At 46.5% G+C, this 21338-nt stretch carries 25 protein-coding genes and 1 pseudogene; 5 read left to right on the top strand and 21 right to left on the bottom strand.

Going from position 1 to position 21338, the window contains the following annotated elements:
- Positions 1 to 789, bottom strand: a complete 789-nt coding sequence (locus tag GVY43_RS03770; protein WP_159562314.1) for a LysM peptidoglycan-binding and 3D domain-containing protein — start codon at positions 787 to 789, stop codon at positions 1 to 3.
- 208 nt (positions 790 to 997) lie between these two features.
- On the opposite strand from GVY43_RS03770, the gene GVY43_RS03765 reads away from it, so the two are divergent.
- Both GVY43_RS03765 and GVY43_RS03760 read left to right on the top strand, forming a co-directional pair.
- Positions 998 to 1258 (top strand): DUF1294 domain-containing protein, encoded by a 261-nt coding sequence (locus GVY43_RS03765; protein WP_159562313.1) that lies wholly within the window; start codon positions 998 to 1000, stop codon positions 1256 to 1258.
- A gap of 152 nt (positions 1259 to 1410) precedes the next feature.
- On the top strand, positions 1411 to 2205 hold the full coding sequence (locus tag GVY43_RS03760) for an AraC family transcriptional regulator (protein ID WP_159562312.1): 795 nt from the start codon (positions 1411 to 1413) through the stop codon (positions 2203 to 2205).
- Between the two features lie 14 nt (positions 2206 to 2219).
- On the opposite strand, the gene GVY43_RS03755 is transcribed toward GVY43_RS03760, so the two are convergent.
- Complete coding sequence (locus tag GVY43_RS03755) at positions 2220 to 2978, bottom strand: glucose 1-dehydrogenase (RefSeq protein ID WP_159562311.1); 759 nt, start codon at positions 2976 to 2978, stop codon at positions 2220 to 2222.
- A gap of 183 nt (positions 2979 to 3161) precedes the next feature.
- On the opposite strand from GVY43_RS03755, the gene GVY43_RS03750 reads away from it, so the two are divergent.
- Positions 3162 to 3998, top strand: coding sequence for an alpha/beta hydrolase (locus GVY43_RS03750; protein WP_159562310.1), 837 nt, complete (start codon positions 3162 to 3164; stop codon positions 3996 to 3998).
- A 36-nt stretch (positions 3999 to 4034) separates the two neighbouring features.
- On the opposite strand, the gene GVY43_RS03745 is transcribed toward GVY43_RS03750, so the two are convergent.
- From GVY43_RS03745 to bglA, 7 genes and pseudogenes are all read right to left on the bottom strand, one after another.
- Positions 4035 to 4988 (bottom strand): alpha/beta hydrolase, encoded by a 954-nt coding sequence (locus tag GVY43_RS03745; RefSeq protein WP_159562309.1) that lies wholly within the window; start codon positions 4986 to 4988, stop codon positions 4035 to 4037.
- The gene (locus GVY43_RS03740; protein ID WP_159562308.1) at positions 4981 to 5535 is read right to left on the bottom strand and encodes a helix-turn-helix domain-containing protein; all 555 of its coding nucleotides are present in this window, start codon (positions 5533 to 5535) and stop codon (positions 4981 to 4983) included. The genes GVY43_RS03745 and GVY43_RS03740 overlap by 8 nt, the downstream gene beginning before the upstream one ends.
- 120 nt (positions 5536 to 5655) lie before the next feature.
- Positions 5656 to 5919 carry an excalibur calcium-binding domain-containing protein gene (locus GVY43_RS03735; protein WP_159562307.1) on the bottom strand — a complete coding sequence of 88 codons (264 nt, stop codon included), beginning with the start codon at positions 5917 to 5919 and terminating at the stop codon, positions 5656 to 5658.
- 114 nt (positions 5920 to 6033) lie between these two features.
- Positions 6034 to 6858 (bottom strand): annotated as a pseudogene (locus GVY43_RS03730) (SDR family oxidoreductase).
- Positions 6859 to 6945: 87 nt separating this feature from the next.
- A complete protein-coding gene (locus tag GVY43_RS03725) occupies positions 6946 to 7269 on the bottom strand; it encodes a helix-turn-helix transcriptional regulator (protein WP_074037016.1) in 324 nt (107 codons plus the stop codon).
- A 69-nt stretch (positions 7270 to 7338) separates the two neighbouring features.
- On the bottom strand, positions 7339 to 8148 hold the full coding sequence (locus GVY43_RS03720) for an MBL fold metallo-hydrolase (RefSeq protein ID WP_236548920.1): 810 nt from the start codon (positions 8146 to 8148) through the stop codon (positions 7339 to 7341).
- Between the two features lie 90 nt (positions 8149 to 8238).
- On the bottom strand, positions 8239 to 9675 hold the full coding sequence (gene bglA, locus GVY43_RS03715) for a 6-phospho-beta-glucosidase BglA (protein ID WP_159562305.1): 1437 nt from the start codon (positions 9673 to 9675) through the stop codon (positions 8239 to 8241).
- A 136-nt stretch (positions 9676 to 9811) separates the two neighbouring features.
- Between bglA and GVY43_RS03710 the strand changes: the two genes are divergently transcribed.
- Positions 9812 to 10522 (top strand): GntR family transcriptional regulator, encoded by a 711-nt coding sequence (locus GVY43_RS03710; protein ID WP_159562304.1) that lies wholly within the window; start codon positions 9812 to 9814, stop codon positions 10520 to 10522.
- Between the two features lie 36 nt (positions 10523 to 10558).
- Here the strand turns inward: GVY43_RS03710 and GVY43_RS03705 are convergent, their stop codons facing one another.
- The 7 genes from GVY43_RS03705 to GVY43_RS03675 all read right to left on the bottom strand — a co-directional run bounded on the left by GVY43_RS03705 (position 10559) and on the right by GVY43_RS03675 (position 16534).
- Positions 10559 to 11290, bottom strand: a complete 732-nt coding sequence (locus GVY43_RS03705; RefSeq protein WP_159562303.1) for a hypothetical protein — start codon at positions 11288 to 11290, stop codon at positions 10559 to 10561.
- Positions 11291 to 11305: 15 nt separating this feature from the next.
- The gene (locus tag GVY43_RS03700) at positions 11306 to 12367 is read right to left on the bottom strand and encodes a DUF58 domain-containing protein (RefSeq protein ID WP_159562302.1); all 1062 of its coding nucleotides are present in this window, start codon (positions 12365 to 12367) and stop codon (positions 11306 to 11308) included.
- 2 nt (positions 12368 to 12369) lie between these two features.
- Positions 12370 to 13293, bottom strand: a complete 924-nt coding sequence (locus GVY43_RS03695) for a MoxR family ATPase (protein ID WP_159562301.1) — start codon at positions 13291 to 13293, stop codon at positions 12370 to 12372.
- A complete protein-coding gene (locus GVY43_RS03690; RefSeq protein WP_159562300.1) occupies positions 13290 to 14060 on the bottom strand; it encodes a hypothetical protein in 771 nt (256 codons plus the stop codon). The genes GVY43_RS03695 and GVY43_RS03690 overlap by 4 nt, the downstream gene beginning before the upstream one ends.
- Positions 14061 to 14209: 149 nt before the next feature.
- The gene (locus tag GVY43_RS03685) at positions 14210 to 14701 is read right to left on the bottom strand and encodes a DUF3916 domain-containing protein (protein ID WP_159562299.1); all 492 of its coding nucleotides are present in this window, start codon (positions 14699 to 14701) and stop codon (positions 14210 to 14212) included.
- Positions 14698 to 15165 (bottom strand): DinB family protein, encoded by a 468-nt coding sequence (locus GVY43_RS03680; RefSeq protein ID WP_159562298.1) that lies wholly within the window; start codon positions 15163 to 15165, stop codon positions 14698 to 14700. The genes GVY43_RS03685 and GVY43_RS03680 overlap by 4 nt, the downstream gene beginning before the upstream one ends.
- 106 nt (positions 15166 to 15271) lie before the next feature.
- Complete coding sequence (locus GVY43_RS03675; protein ID WP_159562297.1) at positions 15272 to 16534, bottom strand: NCS2 family permease; 1263 nt, start codon at positions 16532 to 16534, stop codon at positions 15272 to 15274.
- A 282-nt stretch (positions 16535 to 16816) separates the two neighbouring features.
- Here GVY43_RS03675 and GVY43_RS16085 point away from each other — a divergent pair, with 282 nt between their 5' ends.
- Positions 16817 to 16939, top strand: a complete 123-nt coding sequence (locus GVY43_RS16085) for a hypothetical protein (RefSeq protein ID WP_255349577.1) — start codon at positions 16817 to 16819, stop codon at positions 16937 to 16939.
- Between the two features lie 243 nt (positions 16940 to 17182).
- Here the strand turns inward: GVY43_RS16085 and GVY43_RS03670 are convergent, their stop codons facing one another.
- From GVY43_RS03670 to GVY43_RS03650, 5 genes are all read right to left on the bottom strand, one after another.
- Positions 17183 to 17719: an Ltp family lipoprotein gene (locus GVY43_RS03670; RefSeq protein WP_159562296.1), complete on the bottom strand. Its 537-nt coding sequence runs from the start codon at positions 17717 to 17719 to the stop codon at positions 17183 to 17185.
- A 214-nt stretch (positions 17720 to 17933) separates the two neighbouring features.
- On the bottom strand, positions 17934 to 19412 hold the full coding sequence (locus tag GVY43_RS03665; protein ID WP_159562295.1) for a PH domain-containing protein: 1479 nt from the start codon (positions 19410 to 19412) through the stop codon (positions 17934 to 17936).
- The gene (locus tag GVY43_RS03660) at positions 19409 to 19936 is read right to left on the bottom strand and encodes a PH domain-containing protein (RefSeq protein ID WP_159562294.1); all 528 of its coding nucleotides are present in this window, start codon (positions 19934 to 19936) and stop codon (positions 19409 to 19411) included. Before GVY43_RS03660 ends, GVY43_RS03665 begins: the two co-directional genes overlap by 4 nt.
- Before the next feature lie 65 nt (positions 19937 to 20001).
- On the bottom strand, positions 20002 to 20676 hold the full coding sequence (locus GVY43_RS03655) for a WGR domain-containing protein (RefSeq protein ID WP_159562293.1): 675 nt from the start codon (positions 20674 to 20676) through the stop codon (positions 20002 to 20004).
- Between the two features lie 143 nt (positions 20677 to 20819).
- Entirely contained in the window at positions 20820 to 21287 is a 468-nt protein-coding gene (locus GVY43_RS03650) for a hypothetical protein (RefSeq protein WP_159562292.1), read from the bottom strand.
- Positions 21288 to 21338: the final 51 nt, after the last annotated feature.

The following is a 21338-nucleotide window of genomic DNA, read 5'->3' as shown; positions in this document are numbered from 1 at the left end:
TTAGTTCAAGACTTTGATTGTGATTGATTGGCGACCGAAAGCAAGTGCTTGCTCTTGTGTCGGCATCAAGATATCGATTTTGTTTCCTTTGATGGCACCACCAGTGTCTCCTGCGATGGCTTCTCCGTATCCTTCAACCCATACTTTAGAGCCGAGCGGAATGACAGAAGGGTCAACCGCGATGACTTTTTGGTTCGGGTTCGAACGAACGTCGATTCCTGTCGCTGTGATACCAGAACATCCTGCACAATATGGTGTATAAGCTGTCGCTTCAACTGTCATTGTCTGACCTGAAGCCGGAGCTTGGGTTTGCGTTGTAGACGATGCAGTTTTTGTTACAGGTGCTGATGTCGATGTCTTCGGTGCTGTTGTCTTCGCATCGTTCGCTACAGATGCAGCGGCTGCACCTTTCACGGCGAACTCTTGTCCAGGGAAAATAAGATCTGAATCAAGACCGTTCCAAGTCATCAATTGATTGACAGAGATCCCGTGGTTCAATGCGATACGATAAAGTGTATCACCTGATTTAACTGTATACGTTTTAGATGCAGTAGAAGCTTGTGATTTTGCTTCTGCCTTTCCAAGTTTCAAGACTTGGTTCGGATAAATCATATTTGAGTTTAAGCCGTTCGCTTGTTTGATGTCGTTTACAGAGACGTTGTTGTTCACGGCGATACGATAGAGCGTATCTCCAGACTGAACTGTGTGTGTTGATGCTGCCGAAGCTGGAGCAGCGACTCCTAAACTAAGGCCAGCGAGTGCCGTTAGTGTCAATAGTGGTTTTTTCATAAGAATATTCCTCCCTTTTCTAACGCCCCCTTACTGTAACACCTGTATATTTCACAGCGATTACAGGACGATATGAGAGTGTTATCAGTTCATTTACAGAACAATTCACGAGGATGAGAGGTTTCTGAAAATTGTTTCAATCTATTGAAACGGCTTCACAGAGCCAATTTAAGATATACTATAGAGAGAAAAAAGGAGGTTTTGGTCTTTGGAACTATTACTGCTATATTACATTGTGACTAATTTACTAGCGTTTGTGTCATATTTTGTCGATAAACGACGGTCTCGTGTCGGAGCTTGGCGTATTTCTGAGCGGACATTGTTGACGATGGCATGGATCGGTGGAGCGTTCGGTGCCTATTTGGCGATGCGCGTCTTTCGTCATAAGACGCTAAAACCGAAATTCCGAATCGGAGTGCCTGTTGCAATTCTCGTGCATGCTGCTTTTACCGGTTGGCTGATTTTTTAAACTCTTATATAGAAGAAACTCGATTGTATCTTTTAATGAACGATGAATAAAAATGTCAGATTCGTCCCAGTTCATGCTCATTTCAAAGTGTTTCTCCGTGAACAATCGAAATGAAATGTCGGGAAATTTCCGAAACGAGGAGGATGGCTCTTTTGAAGAGTATCGAGATGATTCGTCACGGATCATTGACATTAAAGGTGACTGATCACTTCACTGTTCTTTTTTGCAAGTCTGGGACGTCCGTGATTCGAGTGAACGGAGAAAGCATCACCCTTCATCCAAGAGAGGCCGTTCTCTTGGCACGAGGACAAAGTGTCATGGTTGAGAAAATCGAGGAAGCGTCACCGATGAGGTTACTCGAGTTTGATCCGACTGCTTTGTTCCATCCCGAGTTGGCGAAGCGATATGTGACGCCATATCTAAATACTGAAAAGTCCATACATATGATAAAACCGGAACGAGGTCATCAATCTATTATTCAGACGATTGAACGGGCCGTTCAACATTTATCTGCGGACGGTCCACTCGCATTGATGGATGCGACACTTCAATGTACAGTCATCTGGCGCTACTGGATTCAGCAAGAGACTGAAACGATGAAGAATGAGAACAAACGGGAAAGTCTTCGTCATATGCTTGCTTATGTCGACGCTCACATAGAGGACAGACCGACATTAGCCCAAATCGCTCATGCGGGCAGTGTGAGTCGAAGTGAGTGCTCTCGTTTGTTTGTATTCTTTGGAGACACATCTCCTATTGCGTATGTACAGATGAAGCGAATGGAGCGGGCCGCCACTTTATTAGAAGATTTGACGGAAGGTATCGCAGACATCGCCAATCGCCTGAGCTACTCAAGTGTCAGTCACTTCGTACAGACATTCAAAGCACATCATGCAATCACCCCGCTCGCCTATCGAAAACAATACCAAAAGAAAAGAGCCGAATAACCAGCTCTTTTCTTTTATCTTGCGGTCCACCCACCATCGGCTTTCAAAACATCTCCATTCACGAAGCTCGAATCATCCGATGCTAAAAAGAGGGCGACGTTCGCTATTTGCTCTGGTTCTCCCATCGGGGCTTCCCCCGCCCCTTGAATGGCGCGCATCCCAAGTTCGCTCGGTGCTGTGATGGTTGATCCAATATTCGTATTGACGCCACCCGGTGCGATGGCGTTTGCTCGAATCTTACCGAGCGTGCCATGTGTCGCCGCGATGTTCTTCGTCAATCCGATTAACGCATGTTTTGAGGCCACATACGCTGCACCACCTCGTGTACCGAATAATCCTCCGACCGATGCATTGTTGATGATGACGCCACCCCGGTTCTGCTTCTCCATCACTTGGATGGCGGCACGTGAAAGTTTCATCGGTCCGGTCAAATTGACGCCAAGGACACGGTCCCATAATTCATCCGTCACTTCTCCCACCGTCATGAAGTTGTCCATGATTCCCGCGTTATTGACGAGAATGTCGACCGACCCGAACGTGTCTTTCGCCGCATCGACAAGTTTGTCAATATCCGTTTGAGTCGTCACGTTACCAGCAATGCCAAGAACTTCCCCACCCGCTGCTTTGATTTCATCAACTACCGCCTGCACAGCATCTTCATTCAAGTCGAAGGCGACGACTCGTGCGCCTTCTTCCGCAAACAGTTTGGCGATGGCCCGCCCCATGCCTGAACCTGCGCCAGTGACAATTGCCGTTTTTCCTGAAAGCTTCATTCCTCATTCCTCCTTTGAAAGGTCAGAACGTATACGACGTGATGACAGTAATCTGCCTGTCACTATGTTATACCCACATTTGGTTGCGAGCCTCCTGAGAAACATGGCGATTTTTCTTCAATTGACTCCCAGCAATCTTTATACTTGAATGGAAAGCACTCCATTATATAAAGGAGAGATGACGTGAGACAATTCCATGCAACCGTCCATGGTCGAGGTGAACCTGTACTTTTCCTTCCCGGTGGAGGATTCACTGGGTCACAAGGCCAATTATTTACCGAAGCATTACATAACGATTTCGAAGTTCACCTGTTAGATCTACCTGGGTTTGGTGAAAGTGAGGGACTACATACATTCGCCACGTCCAAAGTACTCGCGGACTGGGTCGAGACGTATCGAATCTCACGACACCTTGAATCGGTTCGACTAATCGGTCATTCGATGGGAGGTGCCATCGCCCTGGCTTATGCAGTCCATTATCCAGACCAAGTCAGGCATTTGATACTTCTCGACCAAGGACATAAACCGAACGCTATGCTACCATATCGGGAATATGGCATCTTCGGATTCGCCTTCCCGCTTTTACGTCTACTGTATCACCATTCACCACGACGCCTCTTGAACTGGATTGAAACGAAAGTGAATAAGAGTGACCCCATGTTTTCTGAAGAGCGGTTCCAACTGTTCTGTCGACGAATCGGGGTCGAGCCGACGTTATCGATTCGTTCTGCTGTCGAGCAATCGGCCCGTCTTTCGACCGGTGGCTTACACTTGTTGTTTGGTTATGATGGATTGGATTTTAAGGACTTGTTACGACGCGTCCAAGTCCCGACGCACCTGTATTATGCGGATTTCACGGGAATTGATTTGAAGGAGGCGAAGCGAACGCTCCATCATGTCAAACGAGCGGAACGACTGCTTCATCCTTCTGTACAATTGATTGCCGTACCAGGTGGACACTTCGTTCAATGGAGCCGTCATTTCTCGATGAAAAACGTTGAGCGGTTCTTACATACATAAAACAAGACAGCGGAGAGGTTTCCGCTGTCTTGTTCGTCATGATGCCCAGTCGTGGCGCTTTAGCCATTCGTGAAGTTGATGCTGTAGCTCAGGATGGAGCGGTTCACTGAGTTGTGAACGATATTGTTTTTTCACGTCCAAAATACTCATCTCACCATCGAAATGTTTCAACATATGGTCCATGTCCTTAATCTTTTGTACCTCGATATGCTCTACGTGAAGTGCAGCGAGCTCATCTAGATGCTCGACGTCCGTTTGAACGTCCCGGTCTCCTGTCAGTGCGAGCGTCGGAATGTTCAATTGAACCAATCGTTCTCGAAGTGACACGTCTGTGTGTGCAAGATGCTCCCGTAACCATTTGGCAGGGAACTTCATCAGCTGGATCCGCATCGTATCCTGATCCGTTGCTGTGACGCGCTCGAACAGTTTTTGTTGTTTCCCGACGACCGACTTCTCATTCAAGCTAAAGCGAAGCAGTTTACCCTTGATCCCTTTCGTACGTCCCACTTCTTCGAGCAAAGCATGTGCCTGTTCCTGCATGCTCGTCTTCAAGGCAACACCGGCACCAGACAACAGGATGAGACCAGAAACGGATTCACGTTCTGCTGCGAGTGTCGCGACGATACATCCTTCGCTATGGCCGAGCAATAAAACGTCTTGTGAGACATGGTCATGAGATTTCAGATAACGGACGACCGCCGACACGTCATCAACGAGTCCTGTCAGACCGACGCTATGTCGATTGCCACCACTCTTGCCAATCCCCCGTTTGTCATAGCGTAATGTGATGAATCCTTGTATCGTCAGCCATTCTGCTAAGTCTTTATACAAGTTTGACTTGAAGCCGGTACCATTTCCGTCACGGTCCAATCCTCCCGTCCCTCCGATGAGGACGATGGCTGGAAAGGACGACCGTTCCTGATCGGGTGTCGTTATGGTGGCAGCAATGGTTGTTTCCCCTTGAATCAATACATTTTCTTGTTTATACATCATCCATCTCCTCCTTTTCTTCTACCGGCATGAACGCGTAGGAGAATTTCCGCAACGTACGTTCTTCAGATGGTTCATGCTCGAGCACTCCCTCTAAGAGATCGTAGAGACCTCTTAGGAATCGATCACTCTCGGCATCAGACAGATAAAGTGGGATACTCCGAAAGCCGACCTTGTCTCCTTGAAGGTCGATTTTGTCCCGCTTTAAATAGTCTCCGAAATCCATGAGCAGTGACATCGCGAACGTGTAACATATTTTATATAGTTGTTCACGATCTTCCTCTTCGACGACTTGATTGACAGCGGTCAATGGATTGTTTTGAATCGCGTACACTTTTTCATACACCCCACGTACTTTGTTCTCACTTGCGACAGATAAAAACTCGTCTTGTACCATCTTGTTGATATGGCGATAGAGGCTCGCTTGGGGCACATCGGGAAGCAACTTTGCCAACTCTCCGGTCGTCACTTGCTCGTTCATGAGAACGTGCTGAAAAATTTTCATGCGAATCGGGTTTAACAGACTTTTTAAAACGTCTTGATTCATCATCTTCACCTCATTATTATCATATTTGATAATATTATTACTTATGATAATATCATGCGTCCGAATATGTGTCTACGTCCATATAAAAAGCCGCCCTCATTGGCGGCTATATACATGTTCTTATCTCTCACAGGCGATTCCATCTTTGTCGCGATCACGTGCTTTGTTCGCGTCATATAGTGCTTTACTTACATATGGTGTGTAACGTGTCTTACCACCTTTATTTTTCGTCGTCTTTGACTTGGCTACACCACCTTTATACGTTTTGTTTAACTCTGTACAGTTTTTAAATGTCTTGACCGCTGCATCTACTGATTTTGTCGGTGTTGAAGACAATCCGATGACTAGAATGAATGTTGAAAGTGCTAGCATGACTTTTTTCATGAAATCCCTCCTCTTAGATGGTATATCGGGTAATTTTGTGTGAGTTGAATCATTCTCAAAACGACATAAAAAATCCTTCTCATTTTCTATAGAAAACAAAAAGGATATGATTCATTATTTCTTTTCAACGACACCTCGGACAATCGCGAAGAATACCCGGTTCGGAAGATAACGCTTGAGGGCAATCAAAAGGCCCGCTTGTTTACCTGCTGGATAACGGAGTCGTTTCTTCCGTTCGGTCGCGGCTCGCCAAATCGTCTCAGCGACAACGTCTGGACCTTCGGCGTTCGCACCAGCGGCATTCGTGTTATGGAGCGCAACCTCTGTGTAGTCATCATATACATCGAGCGGTTGGTCACGGACGAGTTCTTGGGAACGACCGTAAAAGTCTGTCTTAATCGGTCCCGGCTCAATCAATTTCATGTCGATATTGAAAGGTGCCAACTCGAACTGGAGCGATTCGATGAATCCTTCAATCGCCCATTTTGAACTGTGATACAAGCTGTAAATTGGGAATGTGATCTGTCCACCGACGGAGGAGACGGTCACGATCCGTCCGCTCCGCTGTTTACGGAAGTATGGCAGTGCTGTCCGGATCACATTCATGACCCCGAATACGTTCGTATCAAATTGCCGTTGAATCTGTTCGGGAGAGGCTTCCTCGAAAATCCCTACCGCTCCATACCCAGCATTGTTCAACAACACATCCATCGTTCCGTGATCCGAGACGATTTGTTTAAATGCCTCTCGGATACTCGTCTCGTTCGTCACATCTAGTTGATAGAGAGACACCCCTTTTAGGTGAGACAGTTCTTGATGATCTTCAGGTCTTCACATCGTAGCGGCGACATGCCAGCCTCGTTTGCTGAACAGTTCGACCGTCGCTCGGCCAATTCCGCTCGATGCTCCTGTGATGACAATCGTTTGTTTTTGGTTCATATTCATTCCCTTTTAATGTTTATATGTTTAAACTTTTAAACTCATTGGTGAAAAAGAATCCTTTCTCCCTGTTTCCAAAAAGAAAGGTCAAAGGATGCATTCGTCTTCAATCGCTCGTGTCAGTGCCTTCAGCAGTCCGACCGCGTTCTCGAGCGTCAGGAAGTAAAAGTTCTCTGTCCCGACTTTCTCTGATGAGACGATGCCCGCTTGTCGAAGTAGTTTGAGATGATGCGAGATGGCCGGTCGAGACAACTCAATCTTCTCATCAATCTGATTGACGTTTAAGCGTTCATGTTTGGCGATCTCGACGATGATACGTTGACGATTGACGTCGGCTAATACTTGGAACAATGGAATCGCATCTTCAAATAAAGATAACGAGACTTCGGGTGTGGCATCTGGTTGTTTCATATTCATCACTCCGTTTAAAAGTTTAAACGTTTAATCCTGTACTAAGAATACTAGGTGATCCGCCTTCTGTCAACGAAGTTGTTCGTACACTTCACGTAGAATGCTTGCAATCATGTGTCTCGAGTCATAATCCCGCTTGGAGATTTTGACGAGCGGCGATGGTTCGGGGAAGAGCTGGGCATTGATGTCGTCAATGTTGTAGCCCGCTGCAGTTTTTGTTATCACGTTATCAGTCAAACGTTCTAGATAATCGAGCTTTTTGGTCAGTTGCTCCCTTCCCTGTTCGAGATGCCCGGCGTGTTGGCAATAAACTTCCTCGAAATTAAGACTCAGAACACGTTTGAGAGAACGAATCTGTTCAGGTACCGACTCCTCCGGAATCATCACCTTCGGATAAGGATGGACGAACAAATCACCCGAGAACAGCCGACCGTTCTCCTCGTCGTATAAGACGACGTGATTCGGTTCATGACCAGGTGTATGGATTACCTGATAAGTATGATGTTCTGATGTGATCTGATTGTCATAATAGGCAATCGGGTGAAACGGTTCGGGGTCTCCTGAGAAGCGTGCCCGATAATCTGGGATATCTAGCCCCGTCCGGCACATGTCCCTGGCGGATTCTCGTATGTAAATTGGGACACCGTATGTCCGTTCAAGCCAGGCTGCCGTTCCGATATGGTCTTCATGGGGGTGCGTGATGCTGACAAGATCGATTGGAACCGACTCATAGAACATTTGAAGTTCGGGTAGCATCGTGCGTGTTCCCGTATCGATGAGCATCCCGTCGATATAATACACATACATCGACATCTCGAATGGACCGTTCTTTACGTTGGCACAAACAGCCGTCACCGGTCCATAGTTCTTTATTTGCATCATGCGTCCCTCCAATTTTTCACTTTTCTTCATTATATCGAAAAAGAGCAAAGACCTGCAGACATTTCACAGTTCTTTGCTCACCCTTATTTAGAGATTCTCTCCATTCGTCGCAATGACCTGTTTGTACCAGTCGAACGAGTCTTTCTTCATCCGCTCCATCGATCCGTTCCCTTCATTGTCACGGTCGACGTAAATCATCCCGTATCGCTTCTTCATTTCTCCCGTCGTGAACGAGACGATGTCGATGATGCCCCAAGGTGTGTAACCAATCAAGTCGACCCCGTCATAAATGACGGCTTGCTTCAATTGTTCGATATGGGCCTTCAAGTAATCGATTCGGGCTTTGTCATGAATCTTTCCGTCGACAATCTCATCGACGGCACCGAATCCATTCTCGACGATGAAGAGCGGAATTTGGTACCGGTCATAGAGTCGGTTGAGCACATAACGGAGTCCGACCGGGTCAATCGCCCATCCCCAGTCACTCGACTGGATATACGGGTTCTCGACCCCATTCGGCAGACCACCGTTGACGATATCGCCACTGTTGTCCGCGACGACGTCACTCTTCACGGTCGTCGACATATAGTAACTGAAACCGAGATAATCGACCTTTCCGTTCTGTAGGATTTCTTCGTCCCCTTCAAGGATTGGGATGTTATACCCTTCCCGCTCGAACTCGTTCAAGGCGTAGCTCGGATAGAAGCCTCGTACTTGTACGTCCGGGAAGAAATAGCGTTGACGCATCATCTCTTCGGCGAGCATGACGTCATCTGGGTTTGATGAATACGGATAAATCGGTACGTGAGAGACCATCGCTCCAATCTCGAAGTCAGGATTGATGGCTTTCCCTTTGGCAACAGCGAGAGCGCTCGCAATCAGTTCATGGTGCCCAGTCTGATACATGACTTCGCGGGCGTTCTCCCCTTCTTCTAAGAGGACTCCCGAATTCGTCCATAAGAAGAGTGGATTGTTGACGTCCATCTTGTTGTTGATTTCGTTGAACGTCATCCAGTATTTGACCTTGTCTTTGTAACGGTCAAAGCAGACCTCAGCGAAGCGGACGAAATGCTCGACGACTTCACGATTTCGGAATCCCCCGTATTCACGGGCAAGATGGAGCGGCATCTCAAAATGCGACAGTGTGATGATCGGTTCGATGTCGTGTTTGAGTAGCTCATCGAACAAGTCATCATAAAATTGGAGACCCGCCTCGTTCGGTTCTGCATCATCACCATTCGGGAAGATGCGGCTCCATCCGATGGAAGTACGTAAACATTTCAATCCCATCTCAGCAAAGAGGGCCACATCTTCTTTATAACGATGGTAAAAGTCAATCGCCTCATGGTTCGGATAGAACTCATTCGGTTCGACCTTGTCTGTGATCCGGCGAGCGACGCCGTGTGCACCTGCCGTCAAGACATCGACGACACTCGGTCCTTTGCCATCAGCGTCCCAACCGCCCTCGAATTGATGAGCGGCAAGCGCGCCTCCCCATAGAAAATCGTTCGGTAATGTCTTCATTGTAAGTCCTCCTTCACATGAATCGTACACGTCAATTATAATTGTACCGGTACAATTATACAAGGTCGGTACATTGAATTACTTTTGTTTTTTTCATGATATAATAGAACCAGTGACGAAAAAGTGAGGAATGACGATGCTAAAATACCAACAAATCGCAAATGAAATCGAACAATACATCCACGAACAAAACTTAAAACAAGGCGATAAGCTCCCTGTCCTTGAGCAGATGATGAATCAATATGCGGTGAGCAAAAGCACCATCACGAAAGCTTTAGAGCTGCTCGAACGAAAGGGTGTCATTTTTCAACTGCGGGGAAGCGGCATTTTCGTCAGACGACATAATCGACCTGGCTATATGAGCCTCTTCTCGACCCAAGGGTTCAAGAGCAATCTCGGAGACCGTGTCTTGACGTCTGATGTGATTGATGTGTCTGTCGTGAAGCCAGACGCGACGGTTGCGGAGAATCTCGGGATTGACGTGTTGGACGATGTGTATCGGGTCGAACGGGTAAGGTATGTGGATGGAGAGGTGCTCTGTCACGAGGAATCCTATTATGTGAAAGCTATCGTCCCCTATTTAAATCGCGAAATTGTGGCAGACTCTATTTTCGATTATGTCCAAAGCGCGCTCGGCGTCACGATTGGATTTTCTGACATGTATCTACAGGTCGGGCGATTGACGGAAAGTGAAGCGGAACACCTCGGATTGCAAGAGAATGATCCGACACTTCGCATCGAGACGATTTTCCATCTCACGAATGGGAAACCATTTGACTATTCCCGCATCACCTATCATTACACACATTCACAGTTCGTCATTCAGGCGAACGGGCCCTATATGTAAAGACAACCCCTCATGCGTGCATGAGGGGTTGTCTAATCATTTACTATGCCTCTTTTTAGTCCGTCGATACGTCCAATATCCGAATGGCAACATCGCTAAGAAAGCAAAGCCAATCAATCGATTGGTGCTCGATATTGGCTTGTTTGATTCTGCTCCATCCGAATAGCCATCCGCTCCATCCATCATCCCTTCTTCGGCATTCCCTTCAATACTTTCATGTTCTTCAATCAATAAGGTTTGAAACGCCTCAGTTGAAATCGCATCTCCGCTAATCATCTGTTTTGAATTAGATGTCAACGCTGTCAACATGTCCCCATCATAATCAAACCACGCCGATTCTTCTGTGTACTTCACGAGATCGCCTTTTACGTTCATCAACGCTTTCGGAGTTTCTTTGTCAGAACCGAACGTTGAGAACGCATATGTATTTGCGGATTGTTCATACGTTCCGATCATGTTGACCGGTTCATCATCTTGAAAGACGGTCGCCACAAATTCTTTTGTTGGGACGAACGTACACGTTTCCCCCGTTTTGTAGCAAGAGGATGACGGGATATACGTCTCCAACAACGGACCGAACGTGATGTTCTCGCTGTCGTTCATATGATAGTAGGTCGGGTCATCTCCCTGGATATGATCCATCACAATGTCATAAAAATGTTCATCCGCAAAACGTTCAGCAGAGGATTCCGTCATCTCGGCTGATACGGTTGTCGTACTCGCAAGTAGTCCGATACAACATATGAATATGCTCGTCATTCGTTGCATGTGTTTCTCCTTTCATCACCCTGAAGATTTCAAAAACATCGCGTAATTGATGTGAATCAATTCGGTATGCGGTTGCTTGTGACGACTGACATATGACGTGAATCGTGATGACGCGACAAATGCATTTGATTCATGGATCATCGCCAGTCGTACGAGAATCAGGCGTAATTGTTTTCGTCCTTCTCCAAGTACAATATGGTCGATTTGGTTGTGTTTGTCGAGTCGGTTGATCAAGAGCTCTACTTTGCAGTCTTCTTTGATTAAATATGAGACCCAATACGCCGTCTGTTGAATCAAGTCTTCATATTGCGCATGGAGCCCATTGCCGAGCGGCCCGCTCAAATCGAGAGAGATCGTGAACGTGTCGAGGTTTTGTCGCTCGTAGACTTTTGCCTGGACATGGCTGGTCTTTGAAGTGGCGACCCAGTCAATCTGTTTGGCCGGCTCTTTCTCATATCGTTTCGCGCTTTGAATCATCAAAGGGTCTTTCAGCGGAGAATGTTTGACGATGCGGTCACCCATCCGAATCATGCGCGATTCGGATATCGGCGATTTCGTGATGGCGGGCAACACGATCCATGAGGGAAGCGTTATCCCCTCATCCGTGAAGAAGAGGGTTCCCAAGTGAAACGGTAAGGTGACACGCATGACACATGTATGAATCGAAGCGGGTCCTCGCTTCACAACAGAGACGGACGCATGATGAATGTCTTCTTCAATCCGTGAATCATATGCGCCTGACCCGTTCTCAAAAGACATCCGTTCATCCCCCTCCAATCGAATCGATAGCGGGACGCCGAGGGCAATGATTCGCTCATACCCATCAATGTGAATGACACATGTCGTCTTATCGTCGATGAACAAGAGGTCTTCTTTCTGTCGGATGGAGAATGAGACTTCGTTTGAAAGCACTCGAATGATTCGCTTCCGAATGATCATGACGATCAATAATGCCCCGCATACGTAGGAAATCGGCCACACATAGGGCATCCACATCGTGAGTAGACCGAGACTGACATAAGCCGGCCAGAGTTGGTCCTGAAGGATGGACGGCGAACTGATTTCGACCTGTCGCATCGTTACACCTTTTCAACCGGGACGGATACGGACTCGAGTACGTCCGCCAACACTTTTCGCTTTGTCGATTTGATATCGCCTTCAAGGGTGAGGGTCAAGCGGTGCGAGAGAACGTGTGGCGCGACGGCTTGGACGTCTTCGGGTGTGACGAACTGACGGTCGTTCAAGTACGCATAGGCTTGTGAAGCTTTGACGAGCGCGAGCGTCGCCCGTGGACTCGCCCCGACTTCGACTAACGGATGTTGCCTCGTCTCTTGGATTAGTGTGAGCAAGTAAGTGACGACATCTTCATGAATCCGGATATTCTCGACTTCTTCTTGTGCTTCTAAAAAAGCTTCATTCGTCATCAAGGCATGCACTGTCTGTCTCGTCTTTGAAATCGTCTGCAGAATCAAGTTCCGCTCTTCGTCTGCCCCTGGATATCCGACTTGAAGGGACATGAGGAAGCGGTCGAGTTGGGCGTCCGGTAGCGCGAACGTCCCCGCTGACTCGATCGGGTTTTGCGTTGCGATGACGAAGAACGGTCTCGGTAGCTGATAGGTGACGCCACCGATGGAGACTTGGCGTTCTTCCATCGCTTCAAGCAAGGCGGATTGCGTTCGGGGAACGGCGCGGTTCACTTCATCGATGAGTAAGATATTTGTGAAGATAGGTCCGGTGCGGTTTTCGAACGTCTGAGTCTGCATATTGAAGAAATCTGATCCGATGATGTCGGATGGCAGCAGGTCTGCTGTGAACTGGATTCGAGCGAAGTCTGCCTCAAAACTTTTGGCGATGCTTTTCGCGAGTAATGTCTTCCCGGTCCCAGGCACGTCTTCTAACAAGATATGGCCGTTCGCCAATAAGGCTGTGCAACATAATTTTGTGATTTCCGGTTTACCGAGGTAAATGCGGTCTAATTGGTCCAATACGTGTCGGATGGTCATGAGTTCGACTCCTTTTGTATGCGTAGTAGGTATTCATCAAGTTGTTGGGTGAACGCTTCTTCTCGTTGTGGTGAGATGTTTCCATCATCATAACGTGTCTCTAAATAGGTAAGTAAGGATGCATCGAGCTCGATTCGTTTCGCCCATGTCGACAACGTCTCATACGGGCGGCGACGTTTTTGTGGTGGCAGTGTTCTTTCGAATTGAATCAACTGCTGTCGAATCGCCGAGTCTGGTACCCGATAATGCACTCGGTTTTCATGTTCGGACGAGCTGTCAGAAGTCACAACCGAGTAATCGTCAAATTCCAAATCATCCTCTTTGTTTTGTTTGTTCGACGGGCGTCGTCTCTTCCAGAGAAACCATCCGAGCAAGAGGAGCAGCCCGGGAATGATGTATGGTAGATAAGAAATCTCGTTTGACTCATTTGATTGGGGATTGCCGTAAGAAGGTGATAGATCTTGGATCCGCTCTTTCGGTGTACCACCTGATTCTTTTTCTGAGTCGATCATCGCTCCGTCTGGACCATTTCCTTCCGGTTCTTCATATGGTGCATCCCCACACCAAAAATCGACATCCGTCACTTCAAAAATCCCTAAAAACTTTCGTTTGTCACGACAGTCTGTGACCCAACTCGTGATGTCGCTACCCGAGATATCTAATGATTGGTAGTAGCGGTATCCTAATTGACCGGAATAGGAGATGAGGGCGACGAGTAGTAAAGAGAATAGAATCCCTGACAAAAAGATTGTTTTGGCTTGTTTCATTGGTGTTTCCGCTTATGTATATTCGATTTCATCTCAAGTGACGGCTCCTTCCATAGTCTTAATCCTTTATTTGGAAATCGGATTAACAGGATTATACCATGCATCTTAACGGAATATTCAGTTATTTTCAGATAAATAAAAATGCCCGTTCATTGAACGAGCATCCACACTTCTCTACCTTCACCCTCTTCATCGAATATCCACTCTTCAAATCCATACACGCGGATATCCTGGTCACTCCGAATGCCCCATTGGTTTATAAACGTTCTTACATAAGGGATTGGAATCCATTTTTGGTGGGGTGAATCACGCCGCATAAACGATTGTAACACCTCTTCATCTTGAAACACGAGAAGCTCAGAGTTCCACAATGTAGGGAGATCCAGTAACACGACAACTCGCATTCGCTCATCCACACGCCGCTTTGCTAGTCGTTTCGCTTCATCGAATAGGATATCGATGATTGCCTGTTTGATTTGTTCATTGTGTTGAATATCCAGTAAAAAGGTTTGTCCGACCGGAATCTTGGCATACCAATAACCATCATGAAACTCAGTTGGCAAGTCATGATGATTTTCTTGCATATTGCGCTGAAGATGACTTAATTTTCGTTTCAGACCACGCACTTTCCGATGTCTCATTTCAGGATCGACTCGATTTGCTTCATATGATGTCGGTCATGCTCGATGAATTCTTCGATGATTACGTGCAGTGAGTATGGAACACCTTGATGCGGATCATGGGAGACTCCGTTCGCTGACGTCTTAAAAATCAACGTCTCTTCACTTAAAGACTCGAGCATGTTGACGAGCGTTCGTCGACTGCTAAGCGATTCTTTCAAAACCGCGTCACCTGTCAATTTTTCCGCCCTTTTCGTTGCCCGTGCGTTAAACGAGTCAAAGTCAGGGAAAATCATTCCTTCCCCGTTCTTCACCGATGGGATGATGACATTCAAAAGATGGTTGTCCCAATGGGCGATATGTAAAACGATTTGCTTTATGGACCACTTCTCCGAGTTTATCTGTTCATTCCAATCGGATTCACTCAGATTTTCTAACGAATCGAGCCATTCTGTGTACGATGCGAATTCTTTAATAACTTGCATCCAATCCCCTCCCCGTTCTTTTCAAATTACTGCGATTATAGCACGAACGACTCTTTTTAAAATCAAAAAACGGCACCGTTCGTTATGAACGATGCCGCGCGTGTCTCTATAACCAGACTGGTAATGAGAAGAAAACTAAGAACAATACGGTCAAGACACCGACGACCGGACTGAGCGACCGATAGCCCTTCTTGAACAAGACGATCATCGTGTAGGCGATGAATCCGAGCCCGATGCCATCGACGATGGAATACGTGAACGGAATCATGATGATGACAAGGATTGCTGGGAAGGCATGTTCCCAGTTATCGAGCGGCAAATGCTTCACGTTCTGGAACATCATCATTCCGATGATGATAAGAACCGGTGCGATCGCCGTCACAGGAATGATTGCAAAGAGCGGTAGCAATAAGAGCGATACCACATACAATCCAGACGTGACGAACGAAGCAATCCCGCCTCTTGCCCCGACAGATATCCCGGCAGCCACTTCGACCGTCGAGACCGTCGGGCTTGACCCGAACATGGCCCCTGCCATCGTCGAGAGACCTTGTGCGACGAGACCTTTCGGCGCCTCTTCTTCTTTGCCGATTGCCCGTGTCTGATTCTGAATCAAGCTGATGTTTTCAATCAACAAGACGAGCGTCAGCACACCGACCGCGACGAAGAAGAGTGGAGATGTCGACTCGGCGAACGAGATGTTCCCAAATACCGTGCCGAACGATTCGAAGAACGGTGTCAACGCGAAGCTTCCCGTCCAATCGAGTGTTCCCATCACGGCACTGAGTCCGACACCGAAACCGATCGTCCAAAGGAAGCTGCTCGGCCCCATCTTCAAGAACAGTAAGATGGCGACGAAGAGTGACAGGAATGCGACTTGGACGTCACGCTCCCCGAGATCACCGATGTGAAGCAATGCCCCACCCCCGCCTGAGACGATCCCTGCCGCCTCGAGCCCGATCAAGATGAGGAAGAGGCCGAGACCGACCGTCAATCCGTCATGAATGATCGGTGGGAACGCGTTCGCCAATTTCCTCGCCACTTTGGTCACCGTCAATAGTACGACGAGTACACCTGAGACGAACGAGACGGCGAGCGCACTTTGCCAGCTCAACCCCATCTGCAGGACGAGCGTGTACGTGAAGAGCGCATTAATCCCCATTCCCGGTAACAAGAGAAGCGGCAAATTGAAGAATCCCGCAATCAATGTCCCGATGATGCTTGTCAAAATCGCTCCGACGAGCGCCCCCTCGAACGGGAGTCCGGCTTGTGTCAAGATTGCCGCATGCACGGCCGGGATGTATGCTGTCGCCAGAAAGTTCAGCACGCCCCCGTATGTTTCTGTTTTCCATTCTGTTTGTTTTGCCATAGGAATCAATCCTTTATTGGCACCCTCACCCACCCGTGTATACACACGAGATTGATTATATCCTGTCAGACATCTAACAAGCAAGAGTGATTCGACTCAATTCCTTCTTTGGACCCATTCATGAGACCGATTCCATCAAAAGATTCATTTTATAAAACAGGAACGTTTGTTCTTGTTTTCGGCGCATTTTTGCGAACAAATCTGTTATAATGAAGAAGCAGGTTAACGCAGCAATAGTGGGGTCAGCCGCCAAGTCCACAATGGAGGAAGGCGGTGGTGCGGATGGAACAACTTTGGACCTGGGTTGGGGATTATGTCATGATCCCAATCCTCGCTCCGATCATCGTTCACTTGGTGATTCACCGAACATCCGATCGTGCAACGTCTGAACGCACAAAAAAATGACCCCCTCGGCGCAATGAGATGGGTCACTTTCTGATTCACTAACCATTGTGGCGGCTGGGACCACTCTTAAAGTGGTAGCCTGTAAGCCAGAGGTCGGTGTGTCCAGCACCGGTCTCTTTCTACTTGCATCATACCATACTTTATCCGCGTTTTCAGTAAGAGAAACATCATTTGATATGAAAATCACAAGAAACTGAATCGAGAAAGAGGGATTCTTGTTCAAGAATCCCTCTTTTTCCATAATTATAATCCTACTTTATCGACACCATATGTTGCTTCCTCTGTCGTAAACCCTTCGAACTCCAATTGCTCGATTAGACCACTTCTTGAGAATCCGCTTAAATCTAAATAGCTTTGAGCTTTATCAGCAGCTTGCTCTTTCCAATCTACTTTAATATTTTCTACCGCAAACGAAGCTTCTTCAGTGGAAAATCCTTCAAACTCTAGTTGATCGATTAATCCACTTTTTGAAAAAGCAGAGAATTGTAGATAACTTTCAGCTTTACGAATCGCATTTTCTTGTGCTACTGAAAGTGCAGGTTCAGCAGGTTCTTCTACTTCCGCAGGTTCTGTCACCTCTTCAGTTTGTTCTTCTGTTGTAGTCGCTTCAACAGTTGAAGCTTCATCGACCGTATTTTCTTCTTCGGTCGTTTCAACAGAAGACGGTTCTGAAGTCGGTGTTTCCTCCTCACCGCCAGAAACTCCAATCAATACAATTACTGCTAATACCCAAACCCACCATTTCTTATAAAAAGGTTTTTTAACTTTTTCCTTAGACATATAATTTCATCTCCTAAAAATATAATCTCTTTTTTACTTTACTGTAATAAACGTAACATAAGAAGATAATTTTGGGAATATATTTTTTAAGAATAATGTAATTTATTTATATTTATATCGGACTAAATCCAAAATTTAAACGGTTAAGTATAAAATATACCATATAAGTTTAGGGAGGAAGTGAAACAAAAAAACACCCGACCAAATGGTCGGGTTAATGAGAGTAACGTGAGAACCAGACGAGCATCGCGTCTGCATCTTCTTTCGGAATATCATCGATGGTCTCAACAGATAAGAATCCTCCACGTGTCGAGAATTGCACCGTACATAGTCCAAAACGACGTTGCAAGAGCGATTGCTTCACTTGAATCTGTTCGATCCGTGGTTTGTCTGTCAAAAATGATTGGACGTTGAATGCTCCAGTCCGTAACTGGATGAATTGATCCGTGCGGACATATTTTGTGGTGATGTAACTGAGGACGCGTCCCCCGATGATGATGGCCCATAAGAGCAGGAGCCACCAGGCGTAATCTCGGAAGAAGTAAAGGACGATCCCTGATATGATAATCCCGAACCAGCTGATTCGGAGTAGCTTGATTCCTAAGGCACGTCTCGGTAATCGATGAAGTTCGTCCGACCATGTGAAGTGAGTGAAATGTTCACGGAGCACCCGCATCGCTTGGTCACGACGAACGAACGGGAGAATCGTCGAGGATTCATCTTTCAATTCATCCATCGTTCCTGCTGCGACGAGTTCGACCCCGACGATGTGGAACCAGCGACGAATGAACGTCTCTTTGATGCGAATCGCTTGAATCTTCTCATATGGAATTTCTTTCGCGCTTCGATTCAACAATCCCTTCTCGACACGAATGCGTTCCCCTCTCCGCTCAAGTCGGAAATTCCCATACTTCAAGAAGTTGATGATCATGCCGATCACGACCGATAGCATCAACACTCCGATGACAAGAAGACCGATGGCGATGATGGACGCATGGACGACATAATCTTCGACCTGGTTGAATGCCCCATCCAAGTTAATGAAATCATCGATTGATGAGATGATGGTCGAGGCGACCGGGAAGATGGCGAAGACAGAGAGCGACGTGATGGATGCCAATACGATTTCACGCGTGGACAAGGCATATAACAGACGGCTTGGTAACGGCTCTGTCTGTTCGGTTGCAACCTTTTCCTCTTCAGTGTCGCCTTCGGTTTGTGTATTCTGTTTACGATGACGGACTTGCTCAAGGATTTCTTCAAGTCGTTTGGCTTCGGTCGGAAAGACACCTGCCAGTTTGAAAGAGGCATCGTCACTGTTGGCATTCGTATCAAACGTCAATTCGACCACACCAAGCAATCGATAAAGGAACGGGCTGTTCGAATGGACACTTTGAATCTTATAGAGCGGAAGCGACTTCTCTTTTTTCAACCAGTTCCCTTCAATGACATAGACGGTTTTTTCGTCCAGAGCATAACGAAAGTTTAACCACCCAAAGAATTTCTGCACAATGTCGAGCAATAGGAAAAGTAAGATCCCGACTCGGATGATGATACCGAATGTCGAGTCCCAGTCGTTGTTGAGCACGAAGAGTAAGACGATTGGAATGGCGAACGACTTGATGACTTCGAGAATACGCAGCACCAAAACGCGACTTGGAAGTCGATGCCATGTTAACGCGGTCTCGGTCATACGACATCCTCCTCTTCGATACGTGCATAGATGGCGATTTGTTCGCGGAGTGTCTTGGCGAATGACTCTTCGATTGCATAGATGTCATGAGATCCAGCAGCTGTCCCGATGGTGATGGTCTGTAACCCATATTTACGAAGAAGCGGACCTTGTGCAGCATGGACATACTGCACTTTTGTCATTGGGATGAGCACATCGTGTGTCGTGATGATCCCATGATGAATCCGAATCTCGAGCGGCTGGACATCATATGTGAAACGTTCTTGTTTCCACTTTTGGAACCAGATGATATCAACCAAGCTATAGACCACATCGATTACGAGTAGTACGATAAAGCCAATTTGTAGCCAAGTCGGCCAGTTAAACCAGTATGCGGCAGCAACAAGCGCTCCCGTGACGAGAAGTCCAATGATATAAAAAATCGCACTTGATAGCCGGAAGACAGCACGTGCCTCGATTGGAAGTGTGCCGCTGATTCGTTGTGGTGTGACACCTTCTTCTGGTGTCGGTGTTGTTTCTGACATGGTGAATCCCCCTATCGTTCATATGTATCTGTCTTTATTGTATACGCAGTTCTTCTCAAAAAGTTTCAGGATTCGATCGGGAATGTATACAATCGCTCATATACCTCTTCGAAAATTGCCTGATCCTCTTTTTCGAAAGCCTGTTTCAATCGTTGAATGGCCTCTAATCCTTCCGCTTTCAAGTCATCCGTCAACTTTCCTGTTAGTTTAATGGAAGTGAAGGCACCAGCGACGATGACTTGGTCGCATGTATAGGCATACTCATACGTGGCCCAGTCTTCTGGTGCATATACATCTCGATTGATCCAACTTTCGATTAGGGCGTAGGCATAAGATAAATAGCAAAGGTCGCTGTCTTTTCGTATCAACTCTTCATACATATCCAACGCATCGGCTCCAGCATCATTTCCGAACGGTGCATATTCTTCCGTACAATCCACATAAAAGTCATCATTGAAAAATGCCTGATACTCCGGATGTGAGGTCAGAAAACTCGGTCCTACTTCCGGGTCATTCACATAAATATGGTTGTCCCAATCGAAAAGAGATTCAACATATCCTTTTTTCAACTTTTTACGAATGAGTTTCTCCACCTCGTTCATACATTCCAACTCGGATTCAAAAGACTTTACTTGTACCTTTCCGATGGTCCCAATTTTTCCGTAGTTTACAGCAAACTCATCACCTTCAACAATGATGTTCCAATACTTCGTAACCTGCTTAAACGACCTTTTGATCATTCAGATTCCATCCCGTCTCAAAATTTTATGGAGTAAGATCATTGTACCTCGGATCGGATGAATCAGAAAAAACGAACCTTCTCAGCGGTTCGTTTCCCTTATCATTTCGTAACTTCTCGCGAGTATGATCATAGATGATAACTTTACTTCGGCTCGTAGCGGAATCGTCCGATTTTTTCGTTCGCTCTCGCATAGAGTGTTTCTAGTGAAAATCGACTCGGTCGAGAAAGTTCTTTGGCGTAAACGGCTTCAATGGTTTTGTCGACATAGCTATTTTCTTCTTGAAGATATTCCATAAGTAACATTTTATAGTCTTCAGAAGTCGCGTCTTTATGTTTCAAACCATCCAGTTCATCAAGATAAACATCATTTTCTGCTTTAAATCCTTCTAGCTCTTTGACTGCCCCGGTCACATCAACATTATCCATCGGTAAACTTGATAACATTAGCATTTTTATCTGATGATTCTGAGCATCCGCGAGAATGGTTCCGGCATCAAAAGAGATAACCGGTCGAGGATCAACTTCTTCTGTGGAGGATATCGAATCGCAACCAATCAACGATATCATTATTATTGTCATCAGGATGAATGTTACTAAGATCCTTTTCATGTTCATCCCTCCTGCAAAAATTAAATCATAAAGTCAACATTCCCAATGATT

The sequence above is a fragment of the Exiguobacterium sp. 8H genome (assembly GCF_902506255.1).
Classification (GTDB): domain Bacteria; phylum Bacillota; class Bacilli; order Exiguobacteriales; family Exiguobacteriaceae; genus Exiguobacterium; species Exiguobacterium profundum.
Note: the sequence above shows the minus strand (reverse complement) of the source record. Positions and strands in the feature narration are given on the sequence as shown.